At 73.9% G+C, this 18,510-nt stretch carries 16 protein-coding genes; 8 read left to right on the top strand and 8 right to left on the bottom strand.

All coding sequences use genetic code 11. The annotated features are described in order from the left end of the window. The first annotated feature begins 12 nt into the window (after positions 1-12). From ABZT47_RS25200 to mtnK, 3 genes are all read left to right on the top strand, one after another. Positions 13-1,743, top strand: coding sequence for a LodA/GoxA family CTQ-dependent oxidase (locus ABZT47_RS25200; protein WP_354846726.1), 1,731 nt, complete (start codon positions 13-15; stop codon positions 1,741-1,743). Then, a complete protein-coding gene (locus ABZT47_RS25195) occupies positions 1,740-2,951 on the top strand; it encodes a tryptophan 7-halogenase (RefSeq protein WP_354846724.1) in 1,212 nt (403 codons plus the stop codon). The genes ABZT47_RS25200 and ABZT47_RS25195 overlap by 4 nt, the downstream gene beginning before the upstream one ends. 208 nt (positions 2,952-3,159) lie before the next feature. Beyond that, entirely contained in the window at positions 3,160-4,413 is a 1,254-nt protein-coding gene (gene mtnK / locus ABZT47_RS25190) for an S-methyl-5-thioribose kinase (RefSeq protein ID WP_354846721.1), read from the top strand. Positions 4,414-4,459: 46 nt separating this feature from the next. Here mtnK and ABZT47_RS25185 read toward each other — a convergent pair whose 3' ends face one another. Together ABZT47_RS25185 and ABZT47_RS25180 are read right to left on the bottom strand one after the other, a co-directional pair. Further along, positions 4,460-5,485 (bottom strand): nucleoside hydrolase, encoded by a 1,026-nt coding sequence (locus tag ABZT47_RS25185; protein WP_354846718.1) that lies wholly within the window; start codon positions 5,483-5,485, stop codon positions 4,460-4,462. A gap of 29 nt (positions 5,486-5,514) precedes the next feature. Then, positions 5,515-6,804: a hypothetical protein gene (locus ABZT47_RS25180; RefSeq protein WP_354846716.1), complete on the bottom strand. Its 1,290-nt coding sequence runs from the start codon at positions 6,802-6,804 to the stop codon at positions 5,515-5,517. Positions 6,805-7,180: 376 nt separating this feature from the next. Here ABZT47_RS25180 and ABZT47_RS25175 point away from each other — a divergent pair, with 376 nt between their 5' ends. Continuing rightward, positions 7,181-8,524 (top strand): lanthionine synthetase LanC family protein, encoded by a 1,344-nt coding sequence (locus ABZT47_RS25175; RefSeq protein ID WP_354846714.1) that lies wholly within the window; start codon positions 7,181-7,183, stop codon positions 8,522-8,524. 27 nt (positions 8,525-8,551) lie between these two features. On the opposite strand, the gene ABZT47_RS25170 is transcribed toward ABZT47_RS25175, so the two are convergent. The 4 genes from ABZT47_RS25170 to ABZT47_RS25155 form a co-directional block, all read right to left on the bottom strand. Further along, entirely contained in the window at positions 8,552-9,946 is a 1,395-nt protein-coding gene (locus ABZT47_RS25170; RefSeq protein WP_354846711.1) for a HAMP domain-containing sensor histidine kinase, read from the bottom strand. Between the two features lie 93 nt (positions 9,947-10,039). Continuing rightward, entirely contained in the window at positions 10,040-10,192 is a 153-nt protein-coding gene (locus ABZT47_RS25165; RefSeq protein WP_354846709.1) for a hypothetical protein, read from the bottom strand. A 160-nt stretch (positions 10,193-10,352) separates the two neighbouring features. Next, a complete protein-coding gene (locus ABZT47_RS25160; RefSeq protein ID WP_354846706.1) occupies positions 10,353-11,051 on the bottom strand; it encodes an ABC transporter ATP-binding protein in 699 nt (232 codons plus the stop codon). Then, the gene (locus ABZT47_RS25155; protein ID WP_354846703.1) at positions 11,048-11,878 is read right to left on the bottom strand and encodes an ABC transporter permease; all 831 of its coding nucleotides are present in this window, start codon (positions 11,876-11,878) and stop codon (positions 11,048-11,050) included. The genes ABZT47_RS25160 and ABZT47_RS25155 overlap by 4 nt, the downstream gene beginning before the upstream one ends. A gap of 119 nt (positions 11,879-11,997) precedes the next feature. Between ABZT47_RS25155 and ABZT47_RS25150 the strand changes: the two genes are divergently transcribed. After that, entirely contained in the window at positions 11,998-12,822 is an 825-nt protein-coding gene (locus tag ABZT47_RS25150) for a DUF1206 domain-containing protein (protein WP_354846701.1), read from the top strand. Positions 12,823-12,950: 128 nt separating this feature from the next. On the opposite strand, the gene icmF is transcribed toward ABZT47_RS25150, so the two are convergent. Beyond that, positions 12,951-16,175: a fused isobutyryl-CoA mutase/GTPase IcmF gene (icmF, locus tag ABZT47_RS25145; protein WP_354846697.1), complete on the bottom strand. Its 3,225-nt coding sequence runs from the start codon at positions 16,173-16,175 to the stop codon at positions 12,951-12,953. A gap of 302 nt (positions 16,176-16,477) precedes the next feature. On the opposite strand from icmF, the gene ABZT47_RS25140 reads away from it, so the two are divergent. From ABZT47_RS25140 to ABZT47_RS25130, 3 genes are all read left to right on the top strand, one after another. Further along, on the top strand, positions 16,478-17,014 hold the full coding sequence (locus ABZT47_RS25140; RefSeq protein ID WP_354846694.1) for a MarR family transcriptional regulator: 537 nt from the start codon (positions 16,478-16,480) through the stop codon (positions 17,012-17,014). Positions 17,015-17,222: 208 nt separating this feature from the next. Beyond that, on the top strand, positions 17,223-17,432 hold the full coding sequence (locus ABZT47_RS25135) for a DUF6400 family protein (protein ID WP_354846691.1): 210 nt from the start codon (positions 17,223-17,225) through the stop codon (positions 17,430-17,432). After that, entirely contained in the window at positions 17,419-17,652 is a 234-nt protein-coding gene (locus ABZT47_RS25130) for a hypothetical protein (protein WP_354846688.1), read from the top strand. Before ABZT47_RS25135 ends, ABZT47_RS25130 begins: the two co-directional genes overlap by 14 nt. 67 nt (positions 17,653-17,719) lie before the next feature. On the opposite strand, the gene ABZT47_RS25125 is transcribed toward ABZT47_RS25130, so the two are convergent. Beyond that, entirely contained in the window at positions 17,720-18,481 is a 762-nt protein-coding gene (locus ABZT47_RS25125; RefSeq protein WP_354846685.1) for an MOSC N-terminal beta barrel domain-containing protein, read from the bottom strand. Positions 18,482-18,510: the final 29 nt, after the last annotated feature.

The following is an 18,510-nucleotide window of genomic DNA, read 5'->3' as shown; positions in this document are numbered from 1 at the left end:
AGACCCGCAGCAATGTCGTATCGAATCCATCCGGCCGTCGGCGTCGTCCGGGTCGGCAACAGCCCCGAGTTCTACCTGGCCCCTGAGCGGCCCGGCGCCCTGCCGGTGCTGCCCGGCGGCGGCGCGTTCACCCCAGCCGACTTCCGGGACGCGCGGGGCGCGCTGCGGCGGCAGGGGGAGCGGTTCGAGGTCTACCTCTACCGCGACGAGGCCGACCCCGGCCGTCCCGTGCGGCCGGGTGAGGACGGGGTGGAACGCATCGAGTGGACCGTCCACCTCGCCAACAAGAAGGCGATCTGGTACGAGTTCATGGTCAACGCCGGCGAGTCGGGGTACGCCCCCGACCACCCGCTGCGCAACGCGGCGGTCACCGACCCCGCCGAACGCCAGAAGATGATCATCGATCCGGGTCCGCGCACCCTGAAGGGCCCGGGCGAGTCGGTGGCCTTCTCCCGGACCGACAACCCCGGCGGCTATCCGATGACCTTCCCGCCCGAGGACCTCAAGCCGGCCACGATCGACAGCCTCGGCGAGATGCGCACCGACGAGCTGGGCCGGCTCATCGTGCTCGGCGGGTTCGGCTCCTCGGGCAGCGCCGACGCCGTCCCGGTCGCCGACGACTACGCCAACAACGACAACTGGTGGGACGACACCTCCGACGGGCCGGTGACCGCGCGGCTGATCATGCGGGACGGGCGGGAGGTGGACGTGGACGACTCCGCCTGGGTGCTGGCCGTCCCGCCCCGCTTCGCCCCGGAACTGAGCAACCTCGTCACGCTGTACGACACGATCAGCGACATGGCGGTGCGCAACCTCGGGACCCGGCCCGAGGTCTTCGCCGACGGCTTGTGGCAGCGGGACTTCACCCCCGACTGGGAGGGCGACATCAAGCCCATCCTGGAACGAGCGCACCACTACGGGTGGGTGGTCGCGATCCCCACCCACCCGCACGACATGGACTTCGGCAAGCTCGGCGACCCCTCCCCGGTCTACGCCGGGATGCGGCGGTTCTACCTGGACCTCATCCGGCCGCCGGACGCGCCCGACCGGTTCGCCTCCCCCGACAGCGGGCTGCCGCTCATGCCCTTCCTGGCCGGGGACAACTGCTTCGAACCGGGCCCGCTCTCCTCGCGGTACCTGACCCTCACCCGGACGCAGTTCTTCTACCTGCAGCAGTGGGCCGCAGGGAACTTCACCACCAAGGGGTCGCCCGAACCTTCGCCCGGCGCGCTGCGGGACCGCGTCGCACTGGAGAACTGCGTCGGCGGCGCCTTCTCCCCGGGCATCGAGATGACCTGGATCTGCCGCAATCCCCGGCTGTACTCCGCGCCGTACCGCATCCGCCGCAAGACCGGGGTGCGGCCGCCGCTGTCCCTGGGGCAGGACCTGGACCAGGGCCTGGAGCCGGGAGACCTGTCCAAGTACATGGCGGTGCCCTGGCAGGCCGACTTCAACGAGTGCTCCGAGCAGCAGGTGGGCGACCGGTTCCTGTGGTGGTGGCCGGTGCAGCGCCCCGACTTCGTCTACGTGGAGGACACCGGTGGCCTGCGGCAGGTGGCCTGGGTGGGCTCCGACGGGGACCAGAACGCCGACGACTACGTGCGGTTCGCCGACGACGTCGAGATGGTCGAGCTGTGGCATCGGCTCGGGTTCGTGGTCAACAAGGGCACCGCCGACGACCCGGTCTTCGTCGAGGTCGAGCGGACCCTGCCCCGCGACACCGCGCCGCCGGAGGGTCCGTGAGCCGCGACGTGGACGCGCGGTGCGACCCGGCCGCGGTGAACGACCTGCCCGTGCCGGACGACGGCGGGACCGCACCGGGCGAGGTGGTCGTGATCGGAGCCGGGCCCGCCGGGTGCGCGGCGGCCATCGCGCTCCGGTCCGCCGGCGTCGCCGTCACCCTCCTCGGCGGCGGGCGCGATGAGCCGGTCCGGATGGGCGAGTCCCTCCCCGCGGAGGCCCGTCCGCTGCTGCGCCGGCTCGGCGTGTGGGAGGAATTCGAGCGGGCCGGGCACCCCCCGTCGCCCGGCATGGCCTCCGCGTGGGCGGGGGAGGACCTGGCCTGGCGGGACGCCTTCACCGCCCCGCTCGGCGGCGGATGGCTCATCGACCGCGGCCGCTTCGACGCGAGCCTGGTCGAGGCGGCCAGGTCGGCGGGGGTCACCGTGGTCGACGGAGCGCGTGTCACCGCCGTGCGCCCGGAGGGGGCGGGCTGGCGGCTGTCGATCGCGCCGCCGCGGGGCCCGGGCGGAGGGCGAGCGGCGGAGAGTCCCGCCGGACCCCGCGGGCCGCGTGGGCTGCGCGCGGGGTTCGTGGTGGACGCCGCCGGGCGGGCGGGCGTGCTGGCCCGGCGGCACGGCGCACCGCTGCACGCGGACCGGCTGATGTGCGCGTTCACCGTCCTCACGGGGTCCACCGGCCCCGCGGAGCCGCGCGCGATCCGGCGGCCGGTGATCGAGTCGGCCGAGCACGGCTGGTGGTACGGCGCGGACGCCGGCGAGGGCCGGACGGCCGTCGGCCTGTTCAGCGACGCCGACGTGTTCCGCCGCGCGTCGGCCACGAGCGCGCGGAGCTGGTACGACCTCCTCCGGCGTACCCGGCACGTCTTCGACCTGCTCGGCCGCCCCGGTCCACCCCCCGCAGTGCGGACCGTCCCCGCCGCCTCCCACTGCCTCACCCGCCTGTACGGCCGGAACTGGGTGGCGGCCGGGGACGCGGCGAGCGCGTTCGACCCGCTGTCCTCGGCCGGCGTCGTCGCCGCGCTGCGATCCGGCCTCGGCGCCGCGACGGGGGTGCTGGCCGCCCTCGACGGCCGGTTCGACGCGCTCGCCGCCTTCCAGCGGCGCACCCAGGTCCAGTACACGTCCTACCTGCTGCGACGCCGCGACCACTACGCGGCCGAGCCCCGCTGGCCCGGCGCGCCCTTCTGGCGCAGACGCGCGCCGGCCTGACCTCCTCCGCTTCCTCTGGCCGACGGGCCCTGCCGTCGGCCACGCCGGTAAATCCCGCTTTTCATGCATGGATAGTGGACAATAAGGCTCGTGCGCGCCTACCATCCGAAGTGTCCCTTGTGACCTCCGCCGTCGAGCGCGTACGCCTTCGCCGTTCCTCGCGAACGATGTGATGGATCGTGCGTCCTGTGTCACCGCCGAGGAGAACATGACCGCCACGATCGGCACCGAGAGCGACTACGAAGCGCTCACCGCCGACACCGTCCCCGCCTACATCGCCGGACGGCCCGCGCTGGCCGCCCACTTCGGCCCCGCGCGCGTCACCGGCGTGCGCGAGGCCGGGGACGGCGACCGCAACCTGGTGTTCGTCGTCGAGGCCGCAGGCGGGCCCGGCCTGGTGCTCAAGCAGTCCCTCCCGTACGTGCGCACCGACCCGACCTGGCCGATGACGCCGGACCGCAACGGGTTCGAGGCGGGCGCCCTGCGCGCCCACGGCTTCCTCGCCGGGCGGTACGTCCCGGCCATCTACGACGAGGACCCCGGGCGGCACGTCGTCGCCATCGAGGACCTGTCCGACCACCAGGTGTGGCGCGGCGCGCTGAACGAGGGGCTCCGCCACGAGGGCGCCGCCGCCGACCTCGGCAGATACGCCGCCCGGGTGGCGTTCGGCACCTCGGTGTTCGGGCTCAGCGCCCCCGACCAGAAGGCCGCGCTCGCCGCCTCGGTGAACCCGCAGCTGTGCCGGATCACCGAGGACCTGGTGTACACCGAGCCCTACGTCCGGCACGAGCACAACCGGGTGCTGCCCGCCAACGAGGCCGACGTGGCCGCCTACGCGGGCGACCCCGACGTGCGGGCCGCGGTAGGGGTGGCCAGGCTGACGTTCATGACCAGCGCCCAGGCGCTGATCCACGGCGACCTGCACACCGGCTCGGTGCTGGTGCGCGCCGCCGAGCCGTGGGCGCCGCGCTCGACCAAGGCGTTCGACGCCGAGTTCGCCTTCTACGGCCCGGCCGGCTTCGACGTCGGCACCCTGTGGGGCAACTACGTCCTGGCCGCCGGGCGGGCGCTGGCGCTGGGCGAGGAGGACCATGCCGCCTGGGTGCTCGGCCAGGCCGAGCGGACCTGGCAGGCCTACCAGCGGGAGTTCAGGGACCTGTGGCCGACGCGCGTCTACCCGCGGGTGTTCGGCGACGCGGTGCTGCGGCGCTTCCTCGGCCAGGCGCGCGAGGACGCCGTCGCCGTCGCCGGCGCGGAGGCCGCCCGGCGGGTCATCGGCCTGGCCAAGGTCTCCGACCTCGCGACCCTCCCGGAGGAGCCGCGCGCCCGCGCGGCGCGCGGCGTCCTGCGCGCCGCACGGCTGCTGCTGGTGGAGGGCCTGCCCGAGGGCGCCGGCCCGGACGCGGTCGCCCGGCTGTTCGACCGCGTCGGGGACGCCGTGGCCGCCGCGGCCCGGGGCTGAGTCCCGGGCGCATCTCGCGGCCCGGGCGTGGCCACGGCCCGGCCCTTCAGGTGGTGGCCCCGCTCGCGTCGCCGGGTGCGGTGGCCCCTCCGGTCAGGGCGGTGAGGAAGCCGCGCAGGAAGCGGGCGGTGTCCACGGCGGTGACCACCCGGGTGTCCGGGGCCGGCTCGTGCGGGAAGGGCGCGGGACGGCCGTCACGGGCGCGCATCAGCCGTGCCCGCCAGAGCGGCCCGTCCGGGAGTACGGCGACGGGCCCGAGAGCGGTCCCGGTCGCCAGGGACGGATCGAGCAGGATGCCCGCCGCCAGCGGGTCGTGCAGCGGGACGCCGCCGCGCCGCCCGGTGCCGTCGCCGAGGCGCAGGTAGGCGCCGAGGATCGCGGCGGCGAAACGGGCGACGGGGGTGCCCGCCGCGTCCAGGGCGGCGATCCCCTCCGGTTGCAGGACGGCCGTCGCGGTGACGTCCACCCCGAGCATGACCAGGTCGGCGCGGGGTGCGGTGGCGACCGCCCGGGCCGCGGCGGGATCGCGGGCGATGTTGCTGTCGCGGGCCAGCCGGTCGCCGGGGAGGTCGTACGGGCCGGAGCCGCCCATCACCACGACGGAACGATACTTTGTAAAGAGCGCCGGGTCGGTGCGCAACGCCAGCGCGAGATTGGTCAGGGGGCCGAGCGCCAGCAGGTCGAGTTCGCCAGGGCGGTCCCGGGCGAGGCGGACGATCAGCTCCGCGGCGCTCTCGCCGGACACGGCCGGCATGGGCCGCGGCAGCCCGTGACGGGCGAGGGGGGCGCCGAGCCCGTCGGTCCCGTGCGTCCCCCGGGGGACGGAGGGCGCGCCCGGCAGCGGCCCGGCCGCGCCGCGCGCCACGGGCGGCGCGAGCCCGAGCAGGCGGGTGACGCACCCGATGTTGCGCGCGACGTCCCGCTCCGGGCGGTTGCCGGCCACGGACGTCACGGCGGTGATCTCCACCCCCGGGTGCCCGGCCAGGTAGAGCAGCGCGCAGGCGTCGTCGATGCCGGCGTCGGTGTCGACGACGACGTGCCGCGTGACGTCCGCTCCGCGAGGGCCGGTCATGCGGCCCGGTTCTCCCGCCCGGTCGGCCTTCATGTCGCCGTGCGAGGGGGAGGAGCGGGGCGCGTGGGGCAGCCGGCCGGGGTGCGGGCGCCGGGAGCGGCGAACACGCCGGTGGCGGGGATGCCGGGCATGGCGGGAACGCCGGGCGCGGGGAAACGGGGCGGGATGACGGCGCCGGAGGCGGCGGCACTCGGAGCGGCGGAAGCCGCAGTGGCGGACCCTGAGGCGGCGGCAATCGAAGCCGCGGCGTGCGGGGTGGTGGCATCGGGGGTGGTGGAGCCGCCGGGCGGGACGGCGAAGTGGTCGGCCACGCGGGCGGGCTCGAAGGCTCCGTGCTCGGTGACGATGCGGGTGATCAGATGGGGCGGCGTGGCGTCGAAGGCCGGATAGTAACCGCGGGTGCCCTCGGCCGCGGTGCGCGTGCCGAGGACGTGGAGCACCTCCTCCCCGTCACGGTGCTCGATCTCGACGTCCGCGATGCCGGGGGACAGCGGGTCGGGGGCGTGGGCGAGCACGTACATCGGCGCGCCGAAGGCCCGGGCGGCGAGCGCCACCGCGAGCGTTCCCACCTTGTTCACCACGTGGCCGTCCATGGTCACCCGGTCGGAGGCGGTCATCGCGACGTCGGCCAGCCCGTCGGCCAGCGCCGAGGGCACCATGCCGTCGGTGATGACGGTGGGCCGGTAGCCCATCTCCACCAGCGTCGCCGCGGTGAGCCGCGCCCCTTGCAGGTAGGGGCGGGTCTCGGTGCAGACGAACTCCAGCCGCTTTCCCATGCGCTCGGCCGCCCGCACGGCCGCGACCAGGTAGGCGTCGCCCCAGCAGTGCGTGAGCACGCGGGCGCCGTCCTCCAGCAACGCGGCGGCGTTGCGGCCGAGCGCGTCCGCGCCCGCGCGGTAGGCGGCGTCGTGGGCGGTCGCCGCCTCGGCGACGGCCGTCACCAGTTCCTCCCCGGAGGCGAGCGCCAGCGGCCCGTCCACGGTGGCCGCCAGGATGGCGGTGACGGCGTCGCGGATGTGGTTGTTGGTCGGCCGGGTGGCGATGAGCCGGCGGCCGGCGGCGCGCAGGCTCTCGGCGGCGGCTCCCGGCCCGGCGCGCCGCGCCTCGCGGGCGGCCAGGGTCATGCCGGCGGTGGCGGCGAACAGCGGGCCGTGGCTCTGGGTGACCATCTGCTCGATGGCCACCGCGACGTCCTCGGCGGTGGCGCAGTGCACCCAGCGGCGCTGGAACGGGTAGACCCTGCGGTCAAGGATGTCCACCCCCTCGTCGGTGGTCCGTACCGAGTCGGCCAGAATCGGTGTGTCGCCCGTGCCGCTCACGTGGCCATCCCTTCATCGAGACCGTGTCGAGTTCCAGAGTGCCCGGCGCCCGTCCCGCTGCACACCCGGCGCCGGCGGGCCCGGCCGATCGAACCGGCTCGCCGAAGGGGATGAATGCCGCAAGTGCCCCAGCGATTATCCATAGTCTCCTGCCTGGCAGACCATGGATAAGGAGGCATCCCATCCGATCGGGCCGGGTTCGCGGGGAAATATGGCTCACGAGGAGCGCTGGAGGCTCCTGCGGGGCCGGTCTCTGTGAGATTGTTTCTGCTGCGGGCGGTGATGGGGCCGGCCGTGTGCCGTGACCGGATGCCGAAGCATTGTCTAGTTTTCCTACCAAATACATAGGTAGACTGGGCCGCGCAGAGGAGGCGACATGAGCCCGGACCCAAGCCACCCGTCGTGGCCCCGAGGCGAGAGCCCGCTGGCCGCGGCCATCTCCACCGGCCGCTGGATCCGGTCGGCCGCCGTCGACGACGAACGCGGGCGCCACTGGCGCGCCAACCCCGACCCCGGACGACGCTCGGCCCGGTCCGGCCGGCCCGGCTCGTTGTACGCGGGCGCCGCGGGCGTCGTGCTGTACTTCCTGGAGCTGGCGGCGGCCACCGGTCACGAGGCCTACCTGGAGGAGGCCAGGAACGGCGCGCGCTACCTGGCCGCCACCTGGCGGGAGGAGGCCGACCTGTCCCTCTACCACGGCCTCACCGGCATCGTGTTCGCGCTGGCCGAGGCCGGGTGGGCCACCGGCGAGGAGAGCTTCTCGGTCGCGGCCAGGGACGCGGCCGACCAGGTGGTGCGCCGCGCGCGCCGCCTGCCCTCCGGCGTCGGCTGGACGGGCGACCCGGCGCAGCGCGGCGACGGCGGCATCATCCTCGGCCTGCTGCACGCCGCGGGCATCCTCGGCGTTCCCGAGTACGAACGGATCGCCGTGGAGGCCGGCGAGCGCGTCGCCGGCCTCGTCGTCCCCGGGCACCGGTTCGGCGAGGAGGGCTGCGCCGACCTGCCGGTGGACGCGGTCACGCCCGGGTTCCTGTCCGGCACGGCCGGCACCGCCTTCCTGCTCGCCCGCCTGTACGGTGTTACCAGGGACGAGCGGTTCCTGCGGGCCGCGCGCCGGGGCGCCGACTTCGTCCGCACCGTCAGCGTGGTGACCGACAAGCACGTCTTCGTTCCGCACCACGTCCCGCAGGGACGCACCCTGCACTACCTCGGTCTGTGCTCGGGGTCGGCGGGGGTGGCCCGGCTGTTCTACGAGATGCACCGCGTGACCGGCGAGCAGGGCCACCTCGACTGGATGGAGCGGCTGGCCGCCGGCATCGCCTGCAGCGGCGTCCCGCGGCGCCGCACCCCCGGCTTCTGGAACGTGGCCTGTCAGTGCTGCGGCGCGGCCGGGCTGCTGGAGCTGTTCGTCGGCCTGTGGGCCGCCACCGGCGCGCGGTCGCACCTCAACTTCGCCCAGCTCCTGGCCGACGACCTGATAGGCCGCGCCACCGGGCACGACGACGCCGGCCACCGCTGGTACCAGGCCTACCGCCGGCTGCGTCCCTGGGAGGTCACCGCCGACACCGGGTACATGATCGGCGCCGCGGGCATCGGTTCGGCGTTGCTGCACCTGCACGCCGCCACGACGGTGGCCGAGCCGCGCCGGGTCATCCTGCTCCCGGACAATCCCTTCCCGGCCATCCCCGTCCCCGCCTCGGCGCTGCGCGGCCCTTCCTGAGCCGCGGGGCCCGGCCCTTTCGCGCCCTCAGACCGGCTCGACGTGCCGCGGGCCGAGCGGGAGGCGGACCACGAAGCGGGCGCCGCGCTCGCTGGGCTCGACCACCAGGTAGCCGCCGGTCATCTCGGCGATCTGCCGCGCGATCGACAGGCCGAGCCCCGTGCCGCCGGCGTCCTTGCTGCGCGCGGCGTCCAGGCGGGTGAACCGCTGGAAGATGATCTCCCACTTGTCCGGAGAGATGCCGGCCCCGTCGTCGAGCACCTCGATGATGGCCGTGCCGTGCGAGAAGCGCGGGTCGCCGGGCCGGTCGCCGATGCGCGTGCACACCTTGACGGTGGCCGAGGTCGCGGCGTGCCGCTCGGCGTTGTCCATCAGGTTGGTGAACAGGCGGGCCAGTCGCACCCGGTCGCCCATCACCACCACGCCCGGCTCCAGCTCCTTGCCGATCCTCAGGCGGCTCTGACGGCGCTCCAGCTCGCCGGCGACCAGTTCGGCCAGATCCACCGGCTCGCGGGTGACGGGCGTGCCGGCGTCCAGCCGGGCCACCTGCAGCAGGTCGGACACGATGGCCTGCAACCGGTCCAGGCTGCTCAGCAACGAGCGGCTCATCGCGTTCACGTCGGTCTCGCCGGGGGCGAGCAGGGCCTCCTCCACCTCGGCGCGCATGGCGGTGATGGGGCTGCGCAGGTCGTGGGAGGCGTCGGAGGCGAACCGCCGCTGACGCTCCATCGCCTCCTCCAGCCGGTCCAGCGTGTGGTTGACGCTCTCGGCGAGGCCGTGGATCTCGTCGTTGGCGGCCGGCACCGGCACCCGCCGGCCCGGGCTGGTGGCGACGATCTCGTCGAGCTCGGCGCGGATGGCGTTCACCGGCGACAACGACCCGGTCACCAGCCGGTGGCTGCCGTAGACGGTCACCGCGACGACCGACAGCACCGCGGCGACCGCGAAGGCGGCCAGCAGCGGGTGGACCCACGGACGGATGGGCGGCGCGGCGGCGTAGACGATGCATTCGCGGCCGGCGTGGAAGGTCCGGCGGGCCACGACGATCTGGCACTCGCCGTGCGGGAAGACGCGGTCGCACACCCGGCGCACCGCCTGCTCCTCGCCCGGGGGAGGAGTGAAGGAGGCCATGGGCGGCTTGCCTCGCAGGATGGCGGAGGACGCCACGACCCGCCCCTGGGAGTCGACGACCTGCAGATTGCGCACCCGCTCGTAGGGGATCGGCGCGGGCAGCGTGCCTTGTTCGAACACCACGGCGACGCGGCGGGCCGCCGCGGCGACCTCCTCGGTGAGGTACCCGCTGGCGTACCGGTTGACGGCCACCAGCATGACCGCGGACAACAGTGTGGACAGCAGGGCCGCGATCAGACCTGCGAACAGGGTGAAACGCCCCTTGACCGACCAGCGGTGCCACACGCTCACCGTGATCCCCCCTCTTGCCCCCATGACAAGTGGACCACACCCGTCGCACGTGGGTGCGACGGGTCGCGGGGGAAGCCGGCCGGAGGCGGGCCGCTAGTCTGCGGCGCGCGTGGCGGCCTCGGCGGCCTTGGCCGTCAGCGACCGCACCGCCTCGGTCAGATGGGCGACCTGGACCTCGAGGGTGTGGACCCGCGCTTCCAGTTCGCCGGCGCTGGGGGGCTGGTTGGCGACGATCTGCCTCGGCATCGGCGGCCGCTCCTTCCACGAAGTTCACAACGCGGGCCTGGTAACGCGGGGGTGTCCGTCGCGATCCCAGCTCTTTACCTCTGCCCACACATGGGCGTGGCAAAGCACATCCGGCCCTATAAGCGTACGTGACCTCATCGCGGTGCTCCGGGAGCGACCCCTAGGAGGTCGTGAGGCGCGCGGCATAGCGGGTGCGGGGGTGGCGGGCGACCTCCTCGGGCGTGCCGTCCTGCACGATCGCGCCGTTCTCGACGACGACGAGCCGGTCGGCCAGCGCCGCGGCCTCCGCAGGGTCGTGGGTGACCAGCACGCAGGGCCCGGCGAAGCACGACAGGTGGCGGCGCAGCAGGTCCCGCAGCTCCGGGCGCGCGGGGTCTGCCACACCGGCCAGCGGCTCGTCCAGGAGCAGCACCCGGGGGCCGGCGGCCAGCGAGCGGGCCAGCGCCACCCGTTGCGCCTGCTCGCGTGACAGCTCGCCCGGCCTGGCCCGCGCCAGGGCGCCCAGGCCCAGGTCGTGCAGCCAGGCGGTCGCGGCGCGGCGGGCCTCGGCGGTGCCCGCGCCGTGGCAGCGCGGCCCGAAGGCCACGTTGTCCAGGACGCTGAGATGGGAGAACAGCAGCGGGTCGCGCAGCACCATGCCGACCGACCGGCGGCCCGGCGGGCGTGCGTACAAAGGAGCGCCGTCGAGCAGGACGTACCCGCCCGCGGGGGCGGCGAGTCCGGCGAGCAGGCGCAGGGCGGTGGTCTTGCCCGCGCCGCTCGGACCGGCGAGGGCGACGACCTCCCCGGCGGCGACCCGCAGCCGCACGTCCAGCGCGAACGGCGGGTACGCGGCGACCAGATGGGCGTCCAGCATCATGCCGGGCCCGCCCATCGTCCCCGCAGGCAGGCGAGGATCGCCGCCGGCACCGCCAGCAGCACCAGGCTGAGCGCGACGGCGGCCTGCGGGTCTCCGCGCAGGGCCAGGTAGACCGCGGGCGGCGCGGCGGGCGCGGCCGCGGCCAGGCCGCCGGCGAACACCATCGTCGCGCCGAACTCGCCGAGGGCCCGCGCCCAGCACAACAGGGCGCCCACCGCGGCGCCGGGCGCCAGCAGCGGCAGGGCGACGCGGCGGAACACCGTCCAGGAGGAGGCGCCGAGCAGGGCCGCCGCCTCCTCGACGCGCGCGTCCTGCCGGTTCAGCGTGCCCTCGACCGTGGCGACCAGGAACGGCATCGCCACGAACGCCTGTGCGCACATCACCGCCACGGCGTAGGAGGCGACCGGCCCGCCCGGCGCGCCCGCCGGGCCGCCTCGGCCCAGCGCCAGCAGCAGCGCCACGCCTCCGGCCACCGGCGGCAGCAGCAGCGTCAGCCTGACCAGGGCGCGCGCGGCCCGCCTGCCCCGGAAGTCCACGCGGGCGAGCATCCACCCCAGCGGGACCCCGGTGACCAGGCAGCCCAGCGTGGCGGCCACGGAGGTGACCAGCGACAGCCACAGCGCCCGCAGCAGGGCCGGTTCGGCGAGGCGGGAGGCGAGCCCCGCCCACGGCGCCCGCAGCACCAGTGCCGCCACCGGAAGGGCCAGCAGCACCAGGGCGGCGGCGGCCGGCGCGGCCAGCACCAGCGGCACCGCGGCGGGCCCGTCGTGGACCGCGCCGCGGCCCGCGCCGGTCAGCCTGCGGCGGGTGGTCTTCAGTACCCTCATGCCGCCTTCATCCCCGGCCGGCCGCCGCGCCACGCGAAGGCCCGGGTCCATGATCGGCATAGCACGTTTACTTCCCGGCTAAATGTGTAGAAGGGAGGGCGTATCGAAAGGAGCGGCCCATGAACTCCGTGGCCTCAGCAGGTCACCAGGCGCGCGGAGCCGCGCGGCAGGCGACCAACAGCCGGACCTTCGACCGTCTCGCCAGGTTCGGCATGGCGTGCCGAGGCGTCCTGTACGCCCTGATCGGCATCCTGGCCCTGCAGATCGCCTTCGGCGGCGGCGGGAAGGAGGCCGACAAGACCGGAGCCGTGCGCACGGTCGCCGAGCAGCCGTTCGGCACCGTCCTGCTGTGGCTCATGGCGCTCGGGTTCCTCGCCCTGGCCGTCTGGCAGCTGTCGGAGGCCGTGGTCAACAGCGGCCTGGACGTCCGGCACCGCGTGGAGGCCGTCGGTCGCGCCGTGGTCTACGGCCTGGTCGTCGGCACCGTTCTCAGCTTCCTGCTGCGCGGCACCACCGGGCAGTCGAGCGACGAGAAGTCCAAGGACCTCACCGCCACCGTCATGGACTGGCCGGGCGGGCAGTGGATCGTCGGCGCCGTCGGCCTCGGCATCATCGGCCTCGGCCTCTACTGGATCTACGAAGGCGTCACCAAGAAGTTCTGCAAGCACCTGAGCACCGCCGAGATGTCGCCGGCCACCCGCGGCGTCGTGGAGAAGCTCGGCATGATCGGCTACTGCGCGCGCGGCGTGATCGCGGCGGCGGCCGGCGTCTTCTTCGTCCACGCGGCGATCACCTACAACCCCGACGAGGCCAAGGGCATCGACTCCACGCTGCGGTCGTTCGCCGACACCCCGCTCGGCCCGTGGCTGCTGGCCGTGGTGGCCGCCGGCCTGGTCGTCTTCGCCGCCTACTGCTTCTGCGAGGCCCGCTGGCGCCACACCTGAGCCGCCTTCGCGGTAGAGGACCTCGACGACGGACCCGGGCGCCCCGCCCGGGTCCGTCGTCATGTCGTGCCATGCCGCCACGGCTCAGGCGTGGCTCACATGGGGCTCACATGGGGCTCACATGTGGCTCAGACGTTGCGCCGGTACTGGCCGCCCGCCTCGAACAGCGCCTCGGTGATCTGCCCGAGCGAGCACACGCGGGCGGCGTCCATCAGCGCGGCGAAGGCGTTGCCGTCGGACATGGCGGCCTCCCGCAGCCGCCGCAGCGCCTCGGGCGCCTCGGCCGCGTTCCGCCGCTGGAAGTCGCGCAGCCGCTCGAGCTGGCCGTGCTTCTCCTCCTCGGTGCCGCGGGCCAGCTCCAGCGAGCCGTGCTCGACCGCGCCGTCGGGGTTGCGGAAGGTGTTCACCCCGATGATCGGCAGCGAGCCGTCGTGCTTGCGGGTCTCGTACAGCAGTGACTCGTCCTGGATGCGCCCGCGCTGGTAGCCGGTCTCCATCGCGCCGAGCACGCCGCCGCGCTCCGACAGCCGTTCGAACTCGGCCAGCACCGCCTCCTCCACCAGGTCGGTGAGGTCGTCGATGACGAAGCCGCCCTGGAGCGGGTTCTCGTTCACCGCCAGGCCCCACTCGCGGTTGATGATCATCTGGATGGCCATGGCGCGGCGCACCGACTCGGCGCTCGGGGTGGTGACCGCCTCGTCGTAGGCGTTGGTGTGCAGGCTGTTGCAGTTGTCGTAGATCGCGATCAGGGCCTGGAGGGTGGTGCGGATGTCGTTGAAGTTCATCTCCTGGGCGTGCAGCGACCGCCCGGAGGTCTGGATGTGGTACTTGAGCTTCTGCGCGCGCTCGCCGGCGCCGTAGCGGTCGCGCATGGCCACCGCCCACACCCGGCGCGCCACCCGGCCGAGCACGCTGTACTCGGGGTCCATGCCGTTGGAGAAGAAGAACGACAGGCTCGGCGCGAAGTCGTCGATCGCCATGCCCCGGGCCAGGTAGGCCTCCACGTAGGTGAACCCGTTGGCCAGGGTGAAGGCCAGCTGGGTGATCGGGTTCGCCCCGGCCTCGGCGATGTGGTAGCCCGAGATCGACACCGAGTAGAAGTTGCGCACGTCGTTGGCGATGAACCACTCCTGCACGTCGGCCATCATCCGCAGCGAGAAGTCGGTGGAGAAGATGCAGGTGTTCTGCCCCTGGTCCTCCTTGAGGATGTCGGCCTGCACGGTGCCGCGCACCGTGGACAGCGTCGCGGCGCGCACGCGGGCCGCCTCCTCGGCGGTGGGCTCGCGGCCGTTGTCGGCGCGGAAGCGGTCCAGCGCCTGGTCGGCCGCGGTGTGCAGGAAGAACGCCAGGATGGTCGGGGCCGGCCCGTTGATGGTCATCGACACCGAGGTGGCCGGCGAGGACAGGTCGAAGCCGTCGTACAGCGCCTTCATGTCCTCCAGCGTGGCGATCGACACCCCGGAGGTGCCCACCTTGCCGTACACGTCCGGGCGCTCGGCCGGGTCGTTGCCGTACAGGGTCACCGAGTCGAACGCGGTGGACAGCCGCACGGCGGGCTGGCCCTGCGACAGCAGCTTGAAGCGCCGGTTGGTGCGGAACGGGTCGCCCTCGCCGGCGAACATGCGGATCGGGTCCTCGTCGGCCCGCTTGAACGGGAACACCCCGGCGGTGAACGGGAAGCGGCCGGGCAGGTTCTCGGCGCGCAGGAAGCGCAGCAGCTCGCCGTGGTCGGTGTAGCGCGGCAGGGCCACGCGCGGCACGCGGCTGCCCGAGAGCGTGGTGCGCCACAGCGGCGTGTGCTGCTCCTTGCCGCGGACGGTGACCACCAGTTCGTCGGCGGAGTAGGCGGCCACGGTCCGCGGCCAGTCCTCCAGCAGGGCGCGGCTGCCGGGCGACAGCTCCTGCTCGGCCCGGTCGCCCAGCGCGTCCAGCTTGTCCAGCGACGCGGCGTCGCCGCCCTCTGCGGCCAGCAGCTCGCGCACCTGGCGCAGTTGCTGGCGGCGGCACGCCGCCTCGGCCTCCACCCGGGTGCGGCGGTGGTACTCGCGCACGGTCTCGGCGATCTCGGCCAGGTAGCGGGCCCGGGAGGGGGGCACGATGGCCGAGGCCAGGCTGGAGGTGGTGACCGGGGTCTTCGGCAGCAGCCCGAAGCTGTCGGGCAGGCCGCGCTCGGCGAGCAGGTCGCGCAGCCGGTGGTAGAGCGCGGTGACGCCGTCGTCGTTGAAGCGCGAGGCGACGGTGCCGTAGACGGGCATCTCCTCGGGGGAGGCGCCGAAGGCCTGGCGGTTGCGCACGAGCTGGCGGCGCACGTCGCGCAGCGCGTCCTGCGCGCCGCGCCGGTCGAACTTGTTGATCGCGACCACGTCGGCGAAGTCCAGCATGTCGATCTTCTCGAGCTGGGAGCTCGCGCCGAACTCCGGGGTCATGACGTACAGCGACACGTCACTGAAGGGGACGATGGCGGCGTCGCCCTGCCCGATGCCGGGCGTCTCGACGATCACCAGGTCGAATCCGGCGGCCTGGCAGACGGCGATCACGTCGTTCAGGTGATCGGGAAGCTCGTGGGAGCCGCGGGTGGCCATCGAACGGAAGAACACCCGGTCGCCGCCCAGGCTGTTCATGCGGATGCGGTCGCCCAGCAGGGCGCCGCCGCCCCTGCGCCGGGTGGGGTCCACCGCGATGACGGCGACGCGCAGCTTGTCCTCGTAGTCGGCGCGCACCCGGCGGACCAACTCGTCGGTGAGGGAGGACTTGCCCGACCCGCCGGTCCCGGTGATGCCGAGCACCGGCACCCGGCGGGCCGCGCCCGCCTCGCGCAGCGCCTGCAGGTAGGACGCGCCGGCCTTGCCGGCCTCGACGTAGGTGATCGCGCGGGCCACGGCCCGCTGGTCGCCGCCGAGCACCGAGGGCGGCTCGCCATCGGCCGCGAGGTCGACGTCGCACGCCTCGACCAGCGTGTTGATCATGCCGGCGAGGCCGAGCCGCTGGCCGTCCTCGGGGGAGAAGATCTTGGTCACGCCGCGGCTCTCCAGCAGGGCGATCTCCTCGGGCACGATCACCCCGCCGCCGCCCCCGTACACCTTGACGTGCCCGGCGCCCCGCTCGCGCAGCAGCTCCACCAGGTAGGTGAAGAACTCGACGTGGCCGCCCTGGTAGGAGCTGACCGCCACGCCCTGGGCGTCCTCCTGGACGGCCGCGGTGACGATCTCCTGCACCGAGCGGTCGTGACCGAGGTGGACGACCTCGGCGCCCTGGGACTGCAGGATGCGGCGCATGATGTTGATGGCGGCGTCGTGCCCGTCGAACAGCGCGGCAGCGGTCACCACGCGCACGGGGTTGGCAGGTACGTGCACCGGATCTCCTCAGGCAAGTTACTAGGACGTCCTAATAAATTCTAGGACGTCCAACTATCGGCGCGGCCACCGAGTTCCCGATGTCCCCCGATGTCCCTCGGTGTTTCCGGTGTTCCCCGGTGTTCCCGATCGCCCTCGCCCATACGCCGCCGCCCCCGTTCCTGCTGCCCTCGGCGCCCCCGCGTACACGGCCGTGCCGATGAGCGGGCCGCATGCGCGCCCGATCCCGCCCGGTGCGCGGCCGCGGGGACGGCCCGGCCGGCCGGGGCGCGGGCGGGGCGGTGGTCGGTAGGATCGGCGATGTGACGCGTGAGGGGTGGCTGGACGAGCGGGAACAGCTCATGTGGCGGGCCTTCGGCGACATGCGTCACCGGCTGGACGCCGCGATCGAGCGCCGGCTCACCGAGGCCGGCCTCTCGACCGCCGACTTCGAGCTGCTGCTGCCGCTGATGGAGGCCCCCGATCGGCGGCTGCGCGCCCGCGAGCTGCGCCTGAAGATCGACTGGGATCGCAGCAGGCTCTCCCACCAGCTCCGGCGCATGGAGAAGCGGGGCCTGCTCGCCCGCGAAGACTGCCCCGGTGACGCGCGGGGGACGATCATCAGGCTGACCGAGGAGGGCGCGGGCGCCATCGCGGCCGCGGTGCCCGGGTACGTCGAGGTCGTCCGCGGGCTGTTCATCGACCTGCTCACCCCCGAAGAGACGCTGATGCTGACCTCTCTGTCGCATCGCGTGCTGGCGCGCATCGCCGGCGAGGCGCTCGGGCCCGGAAAGTCCGTGTACCTCACGACGATCGACCACTCCCTGGCGGCCCAGGACGGCTCCGCCGGCCCGGTCTGAGCTCCGCCGTCCCCGCCGTTCTCGCCGTCCCGTCGGGGGCCGGTCACGCGGTGGCGTGAGGAGCGTCACGCCGTGGCAACGCAAAGGAGCTAGCATCACCTCCAAAGGCGACATATGGTATTGAAACGGACAAATGTCTCGTCATCGGTCGCCCACGGGAAGTCGCGTCATGAGCCACGACACCGGTCATCCGCCCATCCTCTTCGAGATGGACCTCTCGCTCCACGAAGTACGCCGCCGCGCCGAGGTGGTCGCCGCGCTCGGCCCGGACTGGGATCCGCTGGAGGCGATGCGGGGTGAGCAGGAGGCCTACGACCTGCTCTACTCGGGCCTGGACGCGGGGCAGTCGCAGACCTACGACATGCTCGTGGCCGCCGGGGTGCTCCCACGGCGGAAGGCCGGCCGTGCTGCCGATTGACCCCGACGCCGACATCGGCCGCCGAGCCTGGATCCCCTGCCCCCGATGCCGCGACGACCGGCACTGCGCCGACTGCGGCTCGGGCCGCAACTGCCGCGACCACTGGCGCTACCTGCTCAGCACCACGGGAAGCGTCCTGCACGTGCAGTGCCCGGGTTGCACCCACCTGTGGGACCACGAGACCCACTTCGGCGCCGGCGGCCCCCGCCCGGCGTTCTGACCGCCTCTGGGGGCGTTGCCCGGTTCGGTGACCGCTCACTGACGCCGAACGCGTGCGGTTCGGCTCCTCACCCGGTGTGGTGGTCCGCCGCCGGTGCCGTGAGCGACACGGTCACCGGATCGCCGACCTGGACGGCGCCGGGGCGTACCACCCGCATGATCAGGCCGAACGTGTTGTCGTGGCCGGAGATCAGGTGCTTCTGCAGTTCCGGCCACCGCTCGCGCCCGTGCGGATCCCAGCTCGGCACCGCGCACCTGACGCACGGCCCGGTGTGCCGGCCGGTCGTGCCGAGGACGACGTCGCCGACGGCGATCGTGACCGCGCCGCTGAAGGACTCCTCGGCGAAGGCCGGGGCGTCGAGCTCCAGGTGCAGGTTGGGACGGAAGCGTTCGATCTCCACCGGGGCGCCCATCTCCACCTCGAGGGCATGGCGTGAGGCCTCGAAGGTCACCAGCAGCGTCGGCCCGCGGTCCTGTTGCCCGTCGGCCGCGCGCAGCGACACCGGCATCTCCAAGGCGTCCGCCAGCGCGGCGGGCAGGTCGGGGTCGTCCCACGCCCAGGCCGCACCGCTCGCCGAGTACAGCACCGGCGGCCCTGGAGGTTCCGGAGAGCCGTCACAGGTGGCCGGGTAGGCGGCCTCCCAGTCGAGCATCCGCGGGATCTGGCGCACGGTCAGCCGCGTGCCCGCGCGTTCGGGACGCTCGTCGACGAGCGCGTACGCGCGGTCGCCCGCCATCCCGCGGGCGTCCAGCAGGGCGGCGGCGACCCGCTCGCCGCGCAGCGACTTCACCGGCCAGCGGTACAGCCCGCCGATCCTTCCCCGATACATACCAGCAGCTTAGGCGACCGGCCCGCGGG

This window comes from Sphaerisporangium sp. NPDC005289, assembly GCF_040607455.1.
GTDB classification, from domain to species: domain Bacteria; phylum Actinomycetota; class Actinomycetes; order Streptosporangiales; family Streptosporangiaceae; genus Sphaerisporangium; species Sphaerisporangium rhizosphaerae.
The sequence above is the reverse complement of the archived record's forward strand: the minus strand, read 5'-3'. Positions and strand labels throughout refer to the sequence as shown.

Bases quoted from the DNA above. Each gene is read 5' to 3' on its own strand.
- ABZT47_RS25200 (WP_354846726.1), top strand. From the start codon at position 13: ATGTCGTATCGAATCCATCCGGCCGTCGGCGTCGTCCGGGTCGGCAAC.
- mtnK (WP_354846721.1), top strand. From the start codon at position 3,160: ATGACCGCCACGATCGGCACCGAGAGCGACTACGAAGCGCTCACCGCC.
- ABZT47_RS25185 (WP_354846718.1), bottom strand. From the start codon at position 5,485: ATGACCGGCCCTCGCGGAGCGGACGTCACGCGGCACGTCGTCGTCGAC.
- ABZT47_RS25175 (WP_354846714.1), top strand. From the start codon at position 7,181: ATGAGCCCGGACCCAAGCCACCCGTCGTGGCCCCGAGGCGAGAGCCCG.
- ABZT47_RS25165 (WP_354846709.1), bottom strand. From the start codon at position 10,192: ATGCCGAGGCAGATCGTCGCCAACCAGCCCCCCAGCGCCGGCGAACTG.
- ABZT47_RS25160 (WP_354846706.1), bottom strand. From the start codon at position 11,051: ATGATGCTGGACGCCCATCTGGTCGCCGCGTACCCGCCGTTCGCGCTG.
- ABZT47_RS25155 (WP_354846703.1), bottom strand. From the start codon at position 11,878: ATGAGGGTACTGAAGACCACCCGCCGCAGGCTGACCGGCGCGGGCCGC.
- ABZT47_RS25150 (WP_354846701.1), top strand. From the start codon at position 11,998: ATGAACTCCGTGGCCTCAGCAGGTCACCAGGCGCGCGGAGCCGCGCGG.
- ABZT47_RS25135 (WP_354846691.1), top strand. From the start codon at position 17,223: ATGGACCTCTCGCTCCACGAAGTACGCCGCCGCGCCGAGGTGGTCGCC.
- ABZT47_RS25125 (WP_354846685.1), bottom strand. From the start codon at position 18,481: ATGTATCGGGGAAGGATCGGCGGGCTGTACCGCTGGCCGGTGAAGTCG.